Origin of the sequence: Kosakonia sp. LAM2021, assembly GCF_016620385.1 — a bacterium.
Taxonomy (GTDB): domain Bacteria; phylum Pseudomonadota; class Gammaproteobacteria; order Enterobacterales; family Enterobacteriaceae; genus Kosakonia; species Kosakonia sacchari.
The window spans coordinates 18690-35045 of record NZ_JAENHT010000015.1; the positions used below are offsets into that span (position 1 = coordinate 18690).

The following is a 16356-nucleotide window of genomic DNA, read 5'->3' on the forward strand; positions in this document are numbered from 1 at the left end:
GCAAACTCCTCTCCCTGACGGGAGAGGAGTACTTATCTGCCACCGGCTAAATCCAGAAAACTGCCGGTGACATACGACGCTTTGTCGCTCAACAGCCAGACAATGCCCTGCGCCACTTCTTCCGGTTGTCCACCGCGCCGCATCGGGATCGCGCTACTCACCCGGTCCACACGCCCCGGCTCGCCGCCGCTGGCATGCATCTCTGTATAGATAAACCCCGGACGCACGCCATTCACACGGATACCATCCGCCGCAACTTCCAGTGCCAGCCCGGTGGTGAGCGTGTCGACGGCTCCTTTGGACGCCGCATAATCCACATATTCACTGGGCGAACCGAGGCGCGCCGCAGCCGAAGAAACATTAACAATCGCGCCGCCGTGCCCGCCATGTTGAGTGGACATCCGTTTGACCGCTTCGCGACAGCAGAGGAAATAACCCGTCACGTTGGTCGCCAGCACGCGATTAATACGCTCTGCGCTCAGTTGCTCTACCCGGCTTTGCTGAAACAAGATGCCAGCGTTATTGACCAGCGCGGTAAGCGGTTCCGGTTTTTCATCTATATACATAAACATGGCCTGTACCTGCGCTTCATCACTGATATCGGCCTGTACCGCGAACGCGTGACCACCCTGCGCGGCGATTTCCGCTACCACATCGTCGGCAGCGGGTTTGTTGCTGTGATAATTGACTGCAACGGTGTAGCCTTCTTGCGCCAGCAGCAGCGCGGTTGCGCGGCCAATGCCCCGACTGCCACCGGTGACTAATGCAATCGCCATCTGTGTCTCCTGAAAAGTAAAAGGGCGCCGAAGCGCCCTTAAAAGATAGCTGAATCAGCGTATTACTGATATTCGCTCATCGGTACGCAGGAACAGAACAGATTACGGTCGCCGTACACATCGTCAAGACGCTTCACGGTCGGCCAGTATTTGTTGGCAAAACCTGCCGGGAACACCGCCAGTTCGCGGGTGTAACTGTGATTCCACTCGGCTACCAGTTCGTTCTGCGTATGCGGTGCGTTAACCAGCGGGTTATCTTCCAGCGTCCACTCACCCTGTTTCACACGTTCGATTTCCGCGCGAATTGCCAGCATGGCATCGATCAAGCGATCCAGTTCGACTTTGCTTTCTGATTCAGTCGGCTCCACCATCAGCGTACCGGCAACCGGGAAGGACATGGTCGGCGCATGGAAGCCGTAATCAATCAGACGCTTAGCGATATCCAGTTCGCTGATGCCGGTCTCTTCTTTCAGCGGACGAATGTCGAGAATACATTCGTGCGCGACGCGACCATCACGTCCGGTATACAGCACCGGGAAAGCTTCTTTCAGACGGCTGGCGATGTAGTTGGCATTAAGGATCGCCACCTGGCTCGCTTGTTTCAGCCCTTCCGCGCCCATCATGCGGATATACATCCAGCTGATCGGCAGAATTGACGCGCTGCCAAACGGTGCCGCAGAAACCGCGCCCTGACGGGTAAGCATCCCTTCAATCTGCACCACGCTGTGACCCGGTACAAACGGTGCCAGATGCGCTTTCACGCCAATCGGCCCCATGCCCGGGCCGCCGCCGCCGTGCGGAATGCAGAAGGTTTTATGCAAATTGAGGTGCGACACATCCGCGCCGATAAAGCCCGGCGATGTGATACCCACCTGGGCGTTCATGTTCGCGCCATCCAGGTAAACCTGGCCGCCGAACTGATGCACCACTTCGCACACTTCGCGAATTGTCTCTTCATACACACCGTGGGTGGACGGGTACGTCACCATGATGCAGGAGAGATTGTCGCCCGCCTGCTCCGCTTTCGCACGCAGATCGGCCAGATCGATGTTGCCGTTTTTATCACATGCAACCACCACAACCTGCATCCCCGCCATCTGTGCCGATGCCGGGTTAGTACCATGCGCAGAGCTTGGGATCAGGCAGATATCGCGGTGACCTTCATTGCGACTTTCATGGTAGTGGCGAATCGCCAGCAGGCCTGCATATTCGCCCTGCGCGCCGGAGTTCGGCTGCATGCAAAGCGCATCATAACCGGTCAGTTTTACCAGCCAGTCGGAGAGCTGAGCGATCATCTGGTGATAACCTTCTGCCTGTTCCGGCGGGCAGAACGGGTGCAGTTCGGCAAATTCCGGCCAGGTTACCGGGATCATTTCCGCCGCCGCGTTCAGTTTCATGGTGCAGGAACCCAGCGGGATCATCGCCTGGTTTAGCGCCAGATCTTTACGCTCCAGCGAATGCATGTAACGCATCATCTCGGTTTCGCTGTGATAGCGGTTAAACACCGGGTGCGTCAGGAAAGCGTCTTCGCGCAGCATGCTCTGCGGGATAGAACGGCTGTCGAGCGCGACCTCTTTATCCAGCGCATCAATATCGAGCCCGTGTTTATCGCCCAGCAACACGTTAAACAGCACCTGCACATCTTCACGCGTGGTGGTTTCATCCAGCGTGATGCCAACGGCGTTGAGAATGTCGCTACGCAGGTTGATCTCCTGCGCTTCGGCGCGGGCCAGCACGGCGGCTTTGTCCGCGACATCAACACACAGGGTGTCGAAGTAGTGCGCGTGGCGCAGTTTCAGGCCGCCACGCTGCAAACCGGCAGCAAGAATATCGGTCAGGCGATGAATACGTCCGGCAATGCGTTTCAGCCCGGCCGGGCCGTGGAACACCGCGTACAAGCTGGCAATGTTGGCCAGCAGCACCTGCGAAGTACAGATGTTGGAGTTGGCTTTCTCGCGGCGAATATGCTGTTCGCGCGTCTGCATCGCCATGCGCAGCGCGGTGTTACCGGCGGCATCTTTCGACACGCCGATAATGCGGCCTGGCATGGAGCGTTTGAATTCATCTTTTGCAGCAAAGAATGCTGCGTGCGGGCCACCGTAGCCCATCGGCACGCCAAAGCGCTGCGCGGAGCCAAACACAATGTCGGCACCCTGTTTGCCCGGCGCTGTCAGTTGCACCAGTGTCAGCAAATCGGCGGCAACGCTGACCACAATTTTGCGGGATTTCAGTTCGTTAATCAGCGCGCTGTAATCATGCACCTCACCCGTGGTGCCGACCTGCTGGAGCAGTACGCCGAACACATCCTGGTGATCGAGAACTTTGGCCGCGTCATCAACAATCACATCAAAACCGAAGGTTTCCGCGCGAGTGCGTACGACGTCGAGCGTTTGCGGATGCACATCGGCCGCGACGAAGAAGCGGTTGGCACCTTTCAGTTTGCTGACGCGCTTCGCCATGGCCATTGCTTCAGCCGCGGCGGTGGCTTCATCCAGCAGCGACGCGGAAGCAATATCCAGCCCGGTGAGATCGAGCGTAACCTGCTGGAAGTTGAGCAGCGCTTCAAGGCGGCCCTGCGACACTTCCGGCTGATACGGGGTGTAAGCGGTGTACCAGCCTGGATTTTCCAGCATGTTGCGCAGAATAACCGGCGGCAACTGCACGGCGGTGTAACCCATGCCAATGTAAGACTTAAAGCGCTTGTTGCGGCTGGCAATGGCTTTCAGCTCGGCCAGGGCCGCGAACTCAGTGGTCGATTCCCCAACCTGCGGCGGTGTTGCAAGCTGAATGTCTTTTGGCACGATCTGGCCAATCAGTGCGTTTAACGAATCCGCGCCAACTGTGTTCAGCATCTCCTGCTGTTGCTGAGCATCCGGCCCGATGTGACGTCCAATGAAAGCGCCACGGTTTTCAAGCTGGCTTAAAGTCTGTGTCATGAGCGATGGTTCCTGAAACGTGCAGTGAATCGATGTAGAAATTACCTGAATACGCTGAACCCTTCGCGTTGCAGGAAGGCGGCGACGCAGCATATCCCCAGGTGCTGACATTAGTAAGCAACTGGGGGGAGCGAGGAAGCCAACGCGTCTGCCACGCGAAGGATGAGGCGTATTTACTCGTCTTCGAGCAGCGCGGCGTAGGCTGTGGCGTCCAGCAGGGCGGCAATTTCTGCTTCGTCGCTGGCTTTGATCTTGAAGATCCAGCCTTCGCCATACGGCTCGCTGTTGACCAGCTCTGGCGAATCCGCCAGTTGGTCATTGACTGCCACGATCTCACCGCTGATTGGCGCGTAGATATCAGAAGCCGCTTTTACCGATTCGGCAACAGCGCAATCATCGCCCGCGCTAACGGTCGCGCCCGCTTCCGGCAGGTCGACAAACACCATATCGCCCAGCAGTTCCTGTGCGTGTTCGGTGATGCCAACGGTGTAGGTGCCGTCCGCTTCTTTGCGCAGCCACTCGTGTTCTTTGCTGTATTTCAGTTCGCCTGGTACGTTGCTCATTTCATTCTCTCCAGATAAAAAGGTTACGCGACAGCTTTGCCAGCGCGCACAAAAACAGGTTTAGTGACTTTGACCGGCATTTCACGGTTACGGATCTGTACAACGGCATTTTCGCCGATCCCCGCCGGAACACGCGCCAGTGCAATACTGTAGCCGAGCGTTGGCGAGAACGTACCGCTGGTGATCACGCCTTTTTGCACATTGCCTTGTGCATCGGTGAAGTGCACCGGCAGCTCATTACGCAATACGCCTTTTTCCGTCATCACCAGGCCAACCAGCTGTTCGGTGCCTTTTTCACGCTGCAGTTCCAGCGCATCGCGGCCAATAAAGTCTCGCTCCTGCGGCTCCCAGGCGATTGTCCAGCCCATATTGGCGGCCAGCGGAGAGATACCTTCATCCATCTCCTGACCGTACAGGTTCATGCCCGCTTCCAGACGCAGAGTATCGCGCGCACCAAGGCCGCAGGGTTTCACGCCCGCATTGACCAGTGCCTGCCAGAAGCTGGCCGCTTTTTCGTTGGGCAGCGCAATTTCATACCCTGCTTCGCCGGTATAACCAGTGGTCGCAATGAACAGATCACCAGCTTCAACGCCAAAGAACGGCTTCATACCTTCAACGGCGCGGCGCTGCTCGTCAGTAAACAGGCTGGCGGCTTTCGCCTGCGCGTTCGGGCCCTGGACCGCAATCAGCGACAAGTCATCACGGACGGTGATGTCGATGGCATAAGGTTCAGCGTGTTGGGAAATCCAGGAGAGGTCTTTTTCGCGGGTGGCGGAGTTTACAACGAGGCGGAAGAAATCTTCAGTGAAGTAATAGACGATCAAGTCATCGATTACGCCGCCCGAGGCATTTAGCATGCCGGTATAGAGCGCTTTACCGGGCTTCGTGAGTTTAGCGACGTCGTTTGCCAGCAAATAACGCAGAAACTCCCGGGTACGGCTGCCTTTGAGATCGACGATGGTCATGTGTGACACATCAAACATTCCGGCATCGGTGCGCACCGCGTGGTGCTCGTCGATTTGCGAGCCGTAATGCAGCGGCATCATCCAGCCATGGAAATCCACCATGCGGGCGCCGTTTAGCGTGTGTTGTTCGTATAAAGGGGTCTGCTGAGCCATCTTTTCCTCGTCGAATAAGCTGAGCCATCACGTTTTTCAGCGGCATGATTTGCGCCAAAACAACTGGTGCCGACACCGTTTTACGACGCCGACGCAAACGTTCTCTTTGGCCTGAACTTATCACCGAAAGCAGCGCTTAACCATAAGGAAAAATGGTCCATCACATTAGCTTATGACCCATCACGCACAAAATGCTATCAGAGCATTATTCTGGTGAATAACGATTCACCCTTCATAAAAAATCAGCTTTAACGACAAAAAAGAAGAGAGTGCAGCATTTCACTCTGTAAAAGAGTGGATTTTCCCGAAAAGAAAAAAACGTGACATGAGAAAATCTAATCCGAAAAATGCGGTGAAATTAGAATATTTCAAATGAGGAAGAGACATCCCCTCCCGGTACCGGGAAGGGAAAGTGTGACGCAGTTAACGTAACCACTCAGGCAGGTCATTAAGCCCCATCGCCTGGCGTAACAACCGCGTTTTCACACCGGGAAGGGTATCCGCCAGTTTCAGGCCAATATCACGCAGCAGTTTCTTCGCCGGGTTTGCACCCGAGAAGAGTTCGCGAAAGCCCTGCATCCCGGCCAGCATCAGCGCCGCGCTGTGTTTACGGCTGCGCTCATAGCGGCGCAAATAGAGATGTTGACCAATGTCTTTACCTTCGCGGCTCAGACGCTTCAGCTCGGTGATCAACTCAGCAACATCCATAAACCCGAGATTCACACCCTGCCCCGCCAGTGGGTGAATGGTGTGCGCAGCATCGCCAACCAGTGCCAGGCGGTGCCCGGCAAACTGGCGTGCATAACGTCCGGTGAGCGGATAGACCTGACGTTCGCTCTCAACGCGGCACAGCCCAAGGCGGTTATCGAACGCCACACACAGCGCCTGGTTGAATGCTTCATCACTCGCCTGCTGCATAGCTTTCGCCTGCTCTGGCGGCAGCGACCAGACAATTGAGCACAAATGCGGATCGCTAAGCGGCAAAAACGCGAGAATGCCGTCGGCGTGAAACACCTGGCGCGCCACCGCCTGATGCGGCTCATCGGTGCGAATGGTCGCCACGAGCGCATGATGATGGTAATCCCAGAACGTCAGCGGAATATCGGCCTTGTTGCGCAGCCAGGAGTTCGCGCCATCTGCGCCAACCACCAGCCGTGCAGTAAGCATGGTGCCATCTTTTAAGGTCAGAAACGCATCGTTTTCGCCCCACGCCACCTGCTGCAGTTCAGCCGGTGCCAGGAGAGTAACGTCCTTACATTGCCGGGCTTTATCCCACAGCGCCTGGTGGATCACCGCGTTTTCGATAATGTAACCAAGATGGCTGTAGCCCATGCTCTGGTCGTCAAACGCGATGCGGCCAAAACTGTCTTTGTCCCACACTTCCATGCCGTGATAGCGCCCGGCACGTTGGGCAATAATGTTTGACCAGACGCCAAGGTGCGTCAGTAACTTTTCGCTGGCAGCATTAATCGCTGACACGCGCAGCGCCGGAGGAGCATCTTCCGCCAGCGGCGTCGGTTCATTCTGTTCCAGCACCGCCACGCGCAACCCGCTGCCCTGTAAACCACAGGCCAGCGCCAGCCCGACCATGCCGCCGCCGACAATCGCAACATCAACACTCTGCACTCTTCGCTCCTTTTGTCTTTAACGGGCAACCCAACCGAGGGTACGTTGCGCCAGCGCATCGCGCGCCGGGGTAAATAATTCCATCGCCATCAGCCCGGCATTCCGCCCAACGACCAACGGCATCCAGTGATTGGCAAACAGATGCACCAGCCCATCGGTGACGCCGATAGTGGCTTTTTTATCTGCATGACGGCGATCGCGGTAGCCCGTCAACACGGGGGAGCAACCGACATCTTGTTGCACCGCCCACGCCTCAGCCAGCGTTTCTGCCAGCGTCATCACATCGCGCATGCCGAGGTTAAAACCCTGCCCGGCGATAGGATGCAGCGTTTGCGCGGCATTGCCGACCAGCACCGCGCGGTGCGAGACAGGCGAAGAGGCCGCGGTTAGCGTCAGCGGGTAAACGCTACGTTTGCCCACATGCAGGATGCGCCCGAGTCGCCAGCCAAAGGCCTTTTGTAACTCGTGGCAGAAACGTTCGTCAGACCAGCCGGCAACCTGCTGCTGTTTTTCCAGCGGATGGCACCACACCAGCGAACAGCGGCCTTGTGACATCGGCAACATTGCCAGCGGGCCGTGTTCGGTAAAACGCTCAAACGCCCGCCCCTGATGCGCCACAGAAGTGGTGACATTGGCGATAACTGCCGCCTGGTGATAAGGCGCTTGCTGCCAGTCCACACCCAGTTGCTCACCAATGCGTGAACGAGAGCCGTCTGCCGCCACCAATAACTGACCGGTAATAGATTCACCACTCTCCAGCGTTACGCTCACCTGTTGCTCATTACGGGCAACCGCACTGACTTTCGCCGGGCAATGCAGCGTCACGCCAGGCGCATTTTGCAACAGAGTGAATAGCCGCTGCCCAACGTCATGCAGTTCAACAACATAACCAAGCGCATCGATGTGGTAATCCTGTGCATCCAGCGTGACAAAGCCTGCATGGCCGCGATCGCTGACATGAACCGTTGAAATCGGCGTTGCGCAGGAGGTGATAGTTTGCCAGATGCCGATACGCGCCAGCTGCTGGCACGTGCCTGCCGCTAACGCAATGGCGCGGGCGTCAAACCCCGGATGCGCGGATGCGCCGGGAACGCTGGCTTCTACCAGATGAACAGGTAATTTGCCGTGAGTAAGATGAGAAATCGCCAGCGCAAGTGTTGCGCCAGCCATGCCACCGCCAACAATGATCACGCTCATGAACGTGATGCCGCCATCAGCGCTTCAATCTCGTCAGCGCTTTTCACGACGCTGGCGGTCAGGTTTTCGTTGCCGTCTTCAGTGATGACGATGTCATCTTCAATACGAATACCAATGCCGCGATACTGCTCCGGCACATCGGCATCCGGCGCGATGTAAAGACCTGGTTCAACCGTCAGCACCATGCCCGGTGCCAGCTCACGCGAGCGATCTTTGCCATAGACACCGACATCGTGCACATCCAACCCGAGCCAGTGGCTTAAGCCGTGCATAAAAAACGGGCGGTGCGCGTTTTTTTCCACCAGTTCATCGACTTCACCTTTCAGGATGCCGAGCTTCACCAGCCCGGTAATCATGATGCGCACCACTTCGCTGGTCACTTCCTGGATGGACGTGCCTGGGCGGAAAAGCGCAAGGGCTCGTTCCAGCGAGGCCAGCACGATATCGTAGATTTCGCGCTGCGCCGGGCTGAATTTGCCATTTACCGGGAAGGTACGGGTGATATCACCGGCATATCCCTTGTATTCACAACCGGCATCAATCAGCACCAGATCGCCATCACGCATCTGGCTCTCATTTTCCGTGTAGTGCAGGATGCAGCCATTGACGCCGGAACCCACGATGGTGTTATAGGAGGGAAAACGCGCGCCGTGGCGGTTAAACTCGTGCTGAATCTCACCTTCGAGCTGATATTCCAACATCCCCGGACGGCAAACCTGCATCGCACGGGTATGCGCCAGCGCGGAGATCTCCCCGGCGCGACGCATCACGTCTATCTCTTCGGCAGATTTAAACAAACGCATTTCATGCACCATCGGTCGCCAGTCGGTTAACGTTGGCGGCGCAAGCAGATTCTGACGCGAGCCTTTGCGCAACTTATCCAGCGCAGTGAACACAATGGTGTCGGCATAGTCGAATTCACCCTGCGCGTGGTACACGGCATCAAGACCGTTAAGCAATTGATAAAGATGTTCGTTGATTTCCGGGAACGCCAGTGCGCGATCGACGCCCAGCTTTTCCGGCGCGGCTTCCTGACCCAGGCGACGACCAAACCAGATCTCCGCGGTTTTGTCGCGCACGCGGTTGAACAGCACGCTGTGGTTGTGGGTGTCATCACTTTTGATCAGCACCAGCACCGCTTCCGGCTCGTTAAAACCGGTGAAATACCAGAAATCGCTGTGCTGGCGGTACGGGTATTCACTGTCTGCGCTGCGCGTGGCTTCCGGTGCGGCGAAAATTAACGCTGCGCTGCCCGGCACCATCTGCGCCAGCAATGCCTGGCGGCGACGGAGAAACTCAAGCTGTGTCATGACACCGACTCCCTACAAGGTGAATTAATGTAACGTGGGCTTACGCACTTCCGGTGCGGTAGGCTGTGGGCGCGTGAACGTGTCGTGGCACAGCAGCGCCGCGACGCGGACGTATTCGACGATCTCGTCGAGCGACATTTCCAGCTCTTCCTGATCTTCGTCTTCGTCATAGCCCAGTTGCGCAATGTTGCGCAGATCGTCAATCGCTTCGCCGGTTTCACCCGTCACTTTATCGAGCTTCGGCTGGGTAACGCCCAGCCCCAGCAGGAAATGGTTCACCCAGCCCGCCAGCGCGTCGGCGCGGTCGAAAACGCTAACATCATCGCCATCCGGCAAATAGAGCTGGAACAAGAAACCGTCGTCTTCCAGCGAGTCGCTGGTTGCTGAATGCATGCTGCGCAGCGCTTGCGCCAGCTCGTGACCGAATGCCAGACCGTCGTTGGTTAAATCATGCAGCAACGGCTGCCAGGAGCTGTCTTTGTTACCGCCGCAGAGGATCCCCGCGATAAGCCCGTGCATTTCAGCAGGAAGTAATCCCACGCCCTGTTGGTTGAGTAGCTGGGCTACATCGTTGTAACCAGGTATTTCGTTCTGTATAGACATGCGCATTCGTCGTCGTTGGGGGGAATATTCATGATATGCTACCACTTTGGCCCCTGGTGATATACCCGTGATGCTTCACGTTCCATGCGTTTGCATGCACTCCGAATCATTAAGGTATAGACGCAAAAAGCTTGAAAGCGCGCGCCGGGGTAGCTTATAGTGTCGCCCCTTCGCAGCCCAGGGCTCGGATGCGAAGGCAGAGCGCAGTCAAACAGCAGGAAGGTGGCATGTCTGCACAACCCGTCGATATCCAAATTTTTGGCCGTTCACTGCGAGTGAATTGCCCGCCTGAACAGAGAGATGCTCTGAATCAGGCCGCGGAGGATCTGAATCAGCGGTTGCAAGATCTGAAGGTTCGCACTAGAGTCACAAATACTGAGCAGTTGGTGTTTATCGCCGCGTTGAACATTAGTTACGAGCTGACTCAGGAAAAAGCAAAGACCCGCGAATACGCCGCCAGCATGGAACAGCGTATTCGGATGTTACAGCAGACCATCGAACAAGCATTGCTTGATCAAGGTCGCATAACAGAAAGACCGGGACCAAAGTTTGAATAACGCTTCAGGGTCATCTGTGTTAGAGTGACCGTGAAGCCAAAAAATATCTCTGAGATGTTTGCAAGCGGGCCAGTCCCCTGAGCCGATATTTCATACCACAAGAATGTGGCGATCCATGGTTGGTGAGCATGCTCGGTCCGTCCGAGAAGCCTTAAAGCTATGACGACGCATTCACCTTGAACCAAGGGTTCAAGGGTTACAGCCAGCGGCGGCATCTCGGAGATTCCCTTCTTTTTTTACAACCATCATGACGCAACTCCCTGATTTTCCTTCGTCACGACAAGAAATCCGCAAAGTTATTCGCCAGCGCCGGCGTGAACTCACTCCTGAACAACAAACGCACTTCGCCCAGCAGGCTGCGGCACGCATGATGGCGTATGCGCCGGTTGTGATGGCACATAGCGTAGCGTTGTTTCTCTCTTTTGATGGCGAGCTGGATACCCAACCGTTGATTGAGCAACTCTGGCGTAGCGGTAAACGCGTTTACTTGCCGGTGTTGCACCCATTCAGCCCCGGCAATTTGCTGTTTCTGTATTACCACCCGCACAGTGAACTGATCGTCAACCGTCTGAAAATTCAGGAACCGAGGCTGGATGTGCGCGATGTGTTGCCGCTCAACCAGCTCGACGTGCTGATTACGCCGCTGGTCGCCTTTGATGAACAAGGGCAGCGCCTGGGAATGGGCGGTGGTTTTTACGATCGCACGTTACAAAACTGGCGCGAATATGGCCTGCAACCGGTGGGTTACGCGCATGACTGCCAGGGTGTGGAGAAGCTGCCAGTGGAAGAGTGGGATATTCCGCTGCCTGCGGTGGTTACGCCATCCAGAATATGGCAGTGGTAACTTTCCCCTCCCTTGCGGGAGAGGAAAAAACATCGTTTAGAACAGCAGACGGGAACGAATAGTACCCGGAATCGCTTTCATGCTCTGTAACGCTTTCTGCGCCACATCTTCATCCGCTTCAATATCAATCACCACATAACCCATATACGGCGTGGTTTGCAGGTACTGCGCTGCAATGTTGATATTCTGGCTGGCGAAAATCTGGTTGAGCGCGGTTAGCACACCAGGGCGGTTTTCGTGGATGTGCAATAAGCGACGGCCACCGTGCAGCGGCAAAGAGACCTCCGGGAAGTTCACCGCAGAAAGCGTCGAACCGTTGTCGGAGTACTTGATCAGTTTACCGGCCACTTCCAGACCGATGTTTTCCTGCGCTTCCTGTGTGGAGCCGCCAATGTGCGGCGTCAGCAGGACGTTGTCGAATTCACACAATGGAGAGTCAAACGGATCGCTGTTGGTCGCCGGTTCAGTCGGGAACACGTCGATTGCCGCGCCCGCCAGATGTTTACGCTTCAGCGCATCGCACAGTGCCGGAATATCCACCACCGTACCGCGTGCGGCGTTGATCAGCAGTGCGCCCGGCTTCATCAGCGCCAGCTCGTCCGGCCCGATCATATCTTTTGTCGAAGCGTTTTCCGGCACATGCAGGCTCACCACATCGCTCATATTCAGCAAGTCGGAGAGATGTTGCACCTGGGTTGCATTGCCGAGTGGCAATTTGCTTTCAATATCATAGAAATAGACGTGCATCCCCAGCGATTCCGCCAGAATACCGAGCTGCGTGCCAATATGGCCGTAACCGATAATACCGAGTTTTTTACCGCGCGCTTCATATGAACCAACCGCCAGCTTGTTCCAGATACCGCGATGCGCTTTGGCGTTAGCTTCAGGAATACCGCGCATCAGTAGCAGCAGTTCGCCAATGACTAACTCTGCCACCGAACGGGTGTTGGAGAACGGCGCGTTGAACACCGGAATACCACGCTTCGCTGCCGCATCCAGATTCACCTGGTTGGTACCAATACAGAAACAGCCGATAGCCACCAGTTTTTCCGCCGCAGCGATGATATCTTCAGTCAGTTGAGTACGGGATCGCAGGCCGATAAAGTGGGCATCACGGATGGACTCTTTCAGTTGCTCGCTATCCAGCGCGCCTTTGTGAAACTCAATGTTGGTGTAACCTGCAGCGCGAAGGCTATCCAGAGCTTTCTGGTGCACCCCTTCGACGAGCAGAAATTTAATCTTGTCTTTCTCCAGTGATACCTTTGCCATTTACCCGACCCTGTTTTTGTCTTGACTGTGATGTTGTGCAGATTGCAATCCGCGTTAGTCAACATATCAAAAAAAACTATCGCGGCAATATGAACGTTTGCGTCGGGCATCTGAAGAAATGTCATACAGCGGGAAATGGCAGAGAAAAATGCTAAGAAACAAGAAGCAAGCGGTAGGTAACGCATGACGAGGGCTAAAACGTGACAGATATCACCAAATTTGCCCATTTCAGATTTTTTACAGGGAGGCATGCGCCTCCCTGTCAGATCATTTCACGATAGTTTTCACGCCGTCAGCGGTGCCGATCAGCGCCACATCCGCGCCACGATTAGCAAATAACCCCACAGTCACTACGCCTGGCAACGCATTGATGCTGTTTTCCAGCGCAATCGGGTCGATGATCTCAAGACCATAAACATCCAGGATGACGTTGCCATTATCCGTCACCACGTTTTGGCGATATTCCGGACGACCGCCCAGCTTGACCAGCTCGCGAGCAACAGCGCTACGCGCCATCGGAATTACTTCCACCGGCAGCGGGAATTTGCCAAGGATATCAACCTGCTTGGAGGCATCCGCGATACAGATGAATTTATCCGCCACCGAGGCGATAACTTTTTCACGGGTCAGCGCCGCGCCGCCGCCTTTGATCATTTGCATCTGGCCGTTAATCTCATCCGCGCCATCCACATAAATGCCCAGGCGGTCCACCTCGTTGAGGTCGAACACGGTAATGCCAAGGCTTTTCAGTTTTTCGGTGGACGCGTCCGAGCTGGAAACTGCGCCTTCAATCTGTCCTTTCATCGTGCCCAGCGCGTCAATAAAGTGTGCCGCGGTAGAGCCGGTGCCAACCCCAACAATGGTGCCAGGTTCTACATACTTCAGCGCTGCCCAGCCCACTGCTTTTTTGAGTTCATCCTGCGTCATGGTCGTTTGCCTGTGGTGTGAAATTTCAGGCGCATTATAGACCAGCGTTACCCTAAATGTCCCTGTGACCAGTGTCACATTACGCGACGTCCAATTTCGTCTGTACCGAACAAAAATTTATGTCATAGTGCTGAGTACGATTTTTTCAGGAGAATGCCCGAGCAATGAAACGTCCGGACTACAGAACATTACAGGCGCTTGATGCGGTTATTCGTGAGCGCGGATTTGAACGTGCCGCACAAAAGCTGTGTATTACCCAGTCCGCCGTGTCGCAGCGCATTAAGCAACTGGAAAATATGTTTGGTCAGCCGCTGCTGGTGCGCACCGTGCCACCTCGCCCTACCGAGCAGGGGCAAAAACTGCTGGCGTTGCTGCGCCAGGTCGAACTGCTGGAAGAAGAGTGGCTTGGTGATGAACAAACCGGCTCCACGCCGCTGCTGTTATCGCTGGCGGTCAACGCCGACAGCCTGGCGACCTGGCTGCTGCCTGCATTAGCCCCGGTACTGGCCGACTCACCGATTCGCCTGAATCTGCAGGTGGAAGACGAAACCCGCACTCAGGAGCGTTTGCGTCGCGGAGAAGTCGTTGGCGCAGTGAGTATTCAGCCGCAAGCGCTGCCCAGTTGCCTTGTCGACCAACTTGGCGCGCTGGATTACCTGTTTGTCGGTTCGAAAGCGTTCGCCGAGCGTTATTTCCCGAACGGCGTCACCCGCTCTGCGCTGCTAAAAGCGCCGGCGGTTGCGTTTGATCATCTCGATGATATGCATCAGGCTTTTTTACAGCAGTATTTCGACTTACCGCCGGGCAGCGTGCCTTGCCATATCGTCAACTCTTCCGAAGCGTTTGTACAACTGGCGCGTCAGGGAACGACCTGCTGCATGATCCCGCATCTGCAAATCGAAAAAGAGCTGAACAGCGGGGATCTGATCGACCTGACGCCCGGTTTGCTGCAGCGCCGGATGCTGTACTGGCACCGTTTTGCGCCAGAAAGCAGGATGATGCGCAACGTCACGGACGCGCTGCTGGAATATGGGCATCGGGTGTTACGGCAGGATTAATAAAACGCCCTCTTCCCGGTCGGGAGAGGGCGAAAAGGATTACTTCGCCGGTGCCGCAGTCTGCTGCTGGCTCTGAGTCGGTTCCAGTTGGAATACGACATCTACCTGATCAGCAAACTGAATCGACGGTTGCTCATAGGTTTCCTGTGCGGAAGCGGCTTCTGGCGCATCCGCTTTCATCATGCGTACCATCGGGCTCGGCTGATAATTGGAAACATGGTAGCGCACGCTGTAGATCGGGCCGAGTTTAGCGTTAAAGCCCGCCGCTAACTGCTGCGCCTGGTGCGTTGCATCATCGATAGCCGCTTTGCGCGCTTTATCTTTGAATGACTCTGGTTGCGCAACGCCCAGTGATACAGAACGAATTTCGTTCAGCCCCGCTTTCAGTGCGCCATCCAGCAATGAATTAAGTTTATCCAGCTCACGCAGCGTAACTTCCACAGTACGCACTGCGCGGTAGCCTTTCAGGATGCTTTTGCCGTTCTGGTAGTCATAATCAGGTTGTGTGCGTAAGTTCGCGGAATTAATGTCTTTTCGGGCAATGCCGTTTTGCTCAAGAAAGCTAAGATATTGCGCAACACGGTCATCGGCCTGTTTTTTGGCTGAGGCAGCGTCTTTCGCGGCGACATTAACCTCAATCGCCAGCGTGGCGATGTCCGGGGTCGCGTCCACGCTTGCCGTACCTGAGGTGACAATATGCGGACCGTCCGGCAATTCGCTCGCCTGTACTGCCATCCCGCTGAAACCGACCATTGCCGCCAGGGCCATCACTTTAAATTTCACAGTTGCTCCTCCATGGTGCTTTTGTTACGCCCAGAATTGCAGGACGCCTGGCAGCAAGCTTAGCGGCTAAGTGTGAATTGTCCATCGGACTTACCTTAACTGAATAATCCCTGCATATGGTGCACGCCTTCGCGCGCCAGCTGGAAAGCGATAAACCACATCACCAACCCCACCAGGGTGTTAATCACCCGCTGTGCTTGCACCGTGCGCAAACGCGGCGCAAGCCAGGCCGCAAGTAAAGCAAGGCTGAAAAACCACAGGAAGGAGGCGCTCACCGTGCCCAGTGCAAACCAGCGTTTTGGCTCCGCAGCAAGCTGACCGCCAAGACTGCCGAGTACCACAAACGTATCGAGGTAAACGTGGGGGTTCAACCATGTAACCGCCAGCATGGTGGCGATTATGCGCCAGCGTCCCTGGCGCATTGCTTCAGCATTCGCCAGTTCAATGGTGCTACCGAACGCCATTTTCAGTGCGCCAAAGCCGTACCACAGTAGAAACGCCGCGCCGCCCCACGTCACCAGTGCCAATAGCCACGGCGACTGCATCAGCAATGCGCTCCCGCCGAAAATGCCCGCGCAAATCAGTAATACGTCGCTGAGCGTGCAAAGCGCCGCAGTCATAATGTGGTACTGCCTGCGGATGCCCTGATTCATGACAAAGGCATTTTGTGGCCCAAGCGGCAGGATCAACGCAGCCCCAAGCATAAGGCCTTGAAAATAATAAGATAGCACGTGGTAATTCCGTCAGAATTGTTTCGAACGCTGACTATAGCGCGGTAAAATCATTAGA

15 protein-coding genes and 1 other RNA gene are annotated in these 16356 nt (G+C 55.8%); 4 read left to right on the forward strand and 12 right to left on the reverse strand.

The window, feature by feature from the left end; genetic code table 11:
- Nucleotides 1-32: 32 nt before the first annotated feature.
- From JKP81_RS21825 to JKP81_RS21860, 8 genes are all read right to left on the reverse strand, one after another.
- Nucleotides 33-776 (reverse strand): SDR family oxidoreductase, encoded by a 744-nt coding sequence (locus JKP81_RS21825; protein WP_200553376.1) that lies wholly within the window; start codon nucleotides 774-776, stop codon nucleotides 33-35.
- Between the two features lie 62 nt (nucleotides 777-838).
- The gene (gene gcvP / locus JKP81_RS21830; protein WP_200553378.1) at nucleotides 839-3712 is read right to left on the reverse strand and encodes an aminomethyl-transferring glycine dehydrogenase; all 2874 of its coding nucleotides are present in this window, start codon (nucleotides 3710-3712) and stop codon (nucleotides 839-841) included.
- Nucleotides 3713-3885: 173 nt separating this feature from the next.
- Entirely contained in the window at nucleotides 3886-4275 is a 390-nt protein-coding gene (gene gcvH, locus JKP81_RS21835) for a glycine cleavage system protein GcvH (RefSeq protein ID WP_045512799.1), read from the reverse strand.
- Between the two features lie 23 nt (nucleotides 4276-4298).
- On the reverse strand, nucleotides 4299-5393 hold the full coding sequence (gene gcvT / locus JKP81_RS21840; RefSeq protein WP_200553379.1) for a glycine cleavage system aminomethyltransferase GcvT: 1095 nt from the start codon (nucleotides 5391-5393) through the stop codon (nucleotides 4299-4301).
- Nucleotides 5394-5816: 423 nt separating this feature from the next.
- Complete coding sequence (gene ubiI, locus JKP81_RS21845; protein WP_200553381.1) at nucleotides 5817-7019, reverse strand: FAD-dependent 2-octaprenylphenol hydroxylase; 1203 nt, start codon at nucleotides 7017-7019, stop codon at nucleotides 5817-5819.
- 18 nt (nucleotides 7020-7037) lie between these two features.
- On the reverse strand, nucleotides 7038-8216 hold the full coding sequence (gene ubiH / locus JKP81_RS21850) for a 2-octaprenyl-6-methoxyphenyl hydroxylase (protein WP_200553382.1): 1179 nt from the start codon (nucleotides 8214-8216) through the stop codon (nucleotides 7038-7040).
- Nucleotides 8213-9526 (reverse strand): Xaa-Pro aminopeptidase, encoded by a 1314-nt coding sequence (gene pepP / locus JKP81_RS21855; RefSeq protein ID WP_200553384.1) that lies wholly within the window; start codon nucleotides 9524-9526, stop codon nucleotides 8213-8215. Before pepP ends, ubiH begins: the two co-directional genes overlap by 4 nt.
- A gap of 24 nt (nucleotides 9527-9550) precedes the next feature.
- Entirely contained in the window at nucleotides 9551-10129 is a 579-nt protein-coding gene (locus JKP81_RS21860; RefSeq protein WP_200553385.1) for a YecA family protein, read from the reverse strand.
- 227 nt (nucleotides 10130-10356) lie between these two features.
- On the opposite strand from JKP81_RS21860, the gene zapA reads away from it, so the two are divergent.
- From zapA to JKP81_RS21875, 3 genes are all read left to right on the forward strand, one after another.
- Nucleotides 10357-10686, forward strand: a complete 330-nt coding sequence (gene zapA / locus JKP81_RS21865) for a cell division protein ZapA (protein ID WP_017457603.1) — start codon at nucleotides 10357-10359, stop codon at nucleotides 10684-10686.
- 43 nt (nucleotides 10687-10729) lie between these two features.
- Nucleotides 10730-10913: non-coding RNA, 6S RNA (gene ssrS, locus JKP81_RS21870), on the forward strand.
- Nucleotides 10914-10933: 20 nt separating this feature from the next.
- Nucleotides 10934-11530, forward strand: coding sequence for a 5-formyltetrahydrofolate cyclo-ligase (locus JKP81_RS21875; protein WP_200553387.1), 597 nt, complete (start codon nucleotides 10934-10936; stop codon nucleotides 11528-11530).
- Nucleotides 11531-11566: 36 nt separating this feature from the next.
- On the opposite strand, the gene serA is transcribed toward JKP81_RS21875, so the two are convergent.
- Nucleotides 11567-12799, reverse strand: coding sequence for a phosphoglycerate dehydrogenase (gene serA / locus JKP81_RS21880; protein WP_200553388.1), 1233 nt, complete (start codon nucleotides 12797-12799; stop codon nucleotides 11567-11569).
- 267 nt (nucleotides 12800-13066) lie between these two features.
- Nucleotides 13067-13726 carry a ribose-5-phosphate isomerase RpiA gene (rpiA, locus tag JKP81_RS21885; protein ID WP_017457599.1) on the reverse strand — a complete coding sequence of 220 codons (660 nt, stop codon included), beginning with the start codon at nucleotides 13724-13726 and terminating at the stop codon, nucleotides 13067-13069.
- Nucleotides 13727-13890: 164 nt separating this feature from the next.
- Between rpiA and argP the strand changes: the two genes are divergently transcribed.
- On the forward strand, nucleotides 13891-14784 hold the full coding sequence (gene argP, locus JKP81_RS21890; protein WP_017457598.1) for a DNA-binding transcriptional regulator ArgP: 894 nt from the start codon (nucleotides 13891-13893) through the stop codon (nucleotides 14782-14784).
- A gap of 39 nt (nucleotides 14785-14823) precedes the next feature.
- Here the strand turns inward: argP and JKP81_RS21895 are convergent, their stop codons facing one another.
- Both JKP81_RS21895 and argO read right to left on the reverse strand, forming a co-directional pair.
- A complete protein-coding gene (locus JKP81_RS21895) occupies nucleotides 14824-15567 on the reverse strand; it encodes an oxidative stress defense protein (RefSeq protein WP_200553390.1) in 744 nt (247 codons plus the stop codon).
- 95 nt (nucleotides 15568-15662) lie between these two features.
- Nucleotides 15663-16298: an arginine exporter ArgO gene (argO, locus tag JKP81_RS21900; RefSeq protein ID WP_200553392.1), complete on the reverse strand. Its 636-nt coding sequence runs from the start codon at nucleotides 16296-16298 to the stop codon at nucleotides 15663-15665.
- Between the last annotated feature and the right edge of the window lie 58 nt (nucleotides 16299-16356).

What these genes read in the sequence shown, in the direction of transcription:
- ubiH (WP_200553382.1), bottom strand. Translation starts at nt 8,216, where the DNA reads ATGAGCGTGATCATTGTTGGCGGTGGCATGGCTGGCGCAACACTTGCG.
- JKP81_RS21860 (WP_200553385.1), bottom strand. Translation starts at nt 10,129, where the DNA reads ATGTCTATACAGAACGAAATACCTGGTTACAACGATGTAGCCCAGCTA.
- gcvP (WP_200553378.1), bottom strand. Translation starts at nt 3,712, where the DNA reads ATGACACAGACTTTAAGCCAGCTTGAAAACCGTGGCGCTTTCATTGGA.
- rpiA (WP_017457599.1), bottom strand. Translation starts at nt 13,726, where the DNA reads ATGACGCAGGATGAACTCAAAAAAGCAGTGGGCTGGGCAGCGCTGAAG.
- pepP (WP_200553384.1), bottom strand. Translation starts at nt 9,526, where the DNA reads ATGACACAGCTTGAGTTTCTCCGTCGCCGCCAGGCATTGCTGGCGCAG.
- gcvH (WP_045512799.1), bottom strand. Translation starts at nt 4,275, where the DNA reads ATGAGCAACGTACCAGGCGAACTGAAATACAGCAAAGAACACGAGTGG.
- zapA (WP_017457603.1), top strand. Translation starts at nt 10,357, where the DNA reads ATGTCTGCACAACCCGTCGATATCCAAATTTTTGGCCGTTCACTGCGA.
- argP (WP_017457598.1), top strand. Translation starts at nt 13,891, where the DNA reads ATGAAACGTCCGGACTACAGAACATTACAGGCGCTTGATGCGGTTATT.
- JKP81_RS21825 (WP_200553376.1), bottom strand. Translation starts at nt 776, where the DNA reads ATGGCGATTGCATTAGTCACCGGTGGCAGTCGGGGCATTGGCCGCGCA.
- gcvT (WP_200553379.1), bottom strand. Translation starts at nt 5,393, where the DNA reads ATGGCTCAGCAGACCCCTTTATACGAACAACACACGCTAAACGGCGCC.
- serA (WP_200553388.1), bottom strand. Translation starts at nt 12,799, where the DNA reads ATGGCAAAGGTATCACTGGAGAAAGACAAGATTAAATTTCTGCTCGTC.
- JKP81_RS21875 (WP_200553387.1), top strand. Translation starts at nt 10,934, where the DNA reads ATGACGCAACTCCCTGATTTTCCTTCGTCACGACAAGAAATCCGCAAA.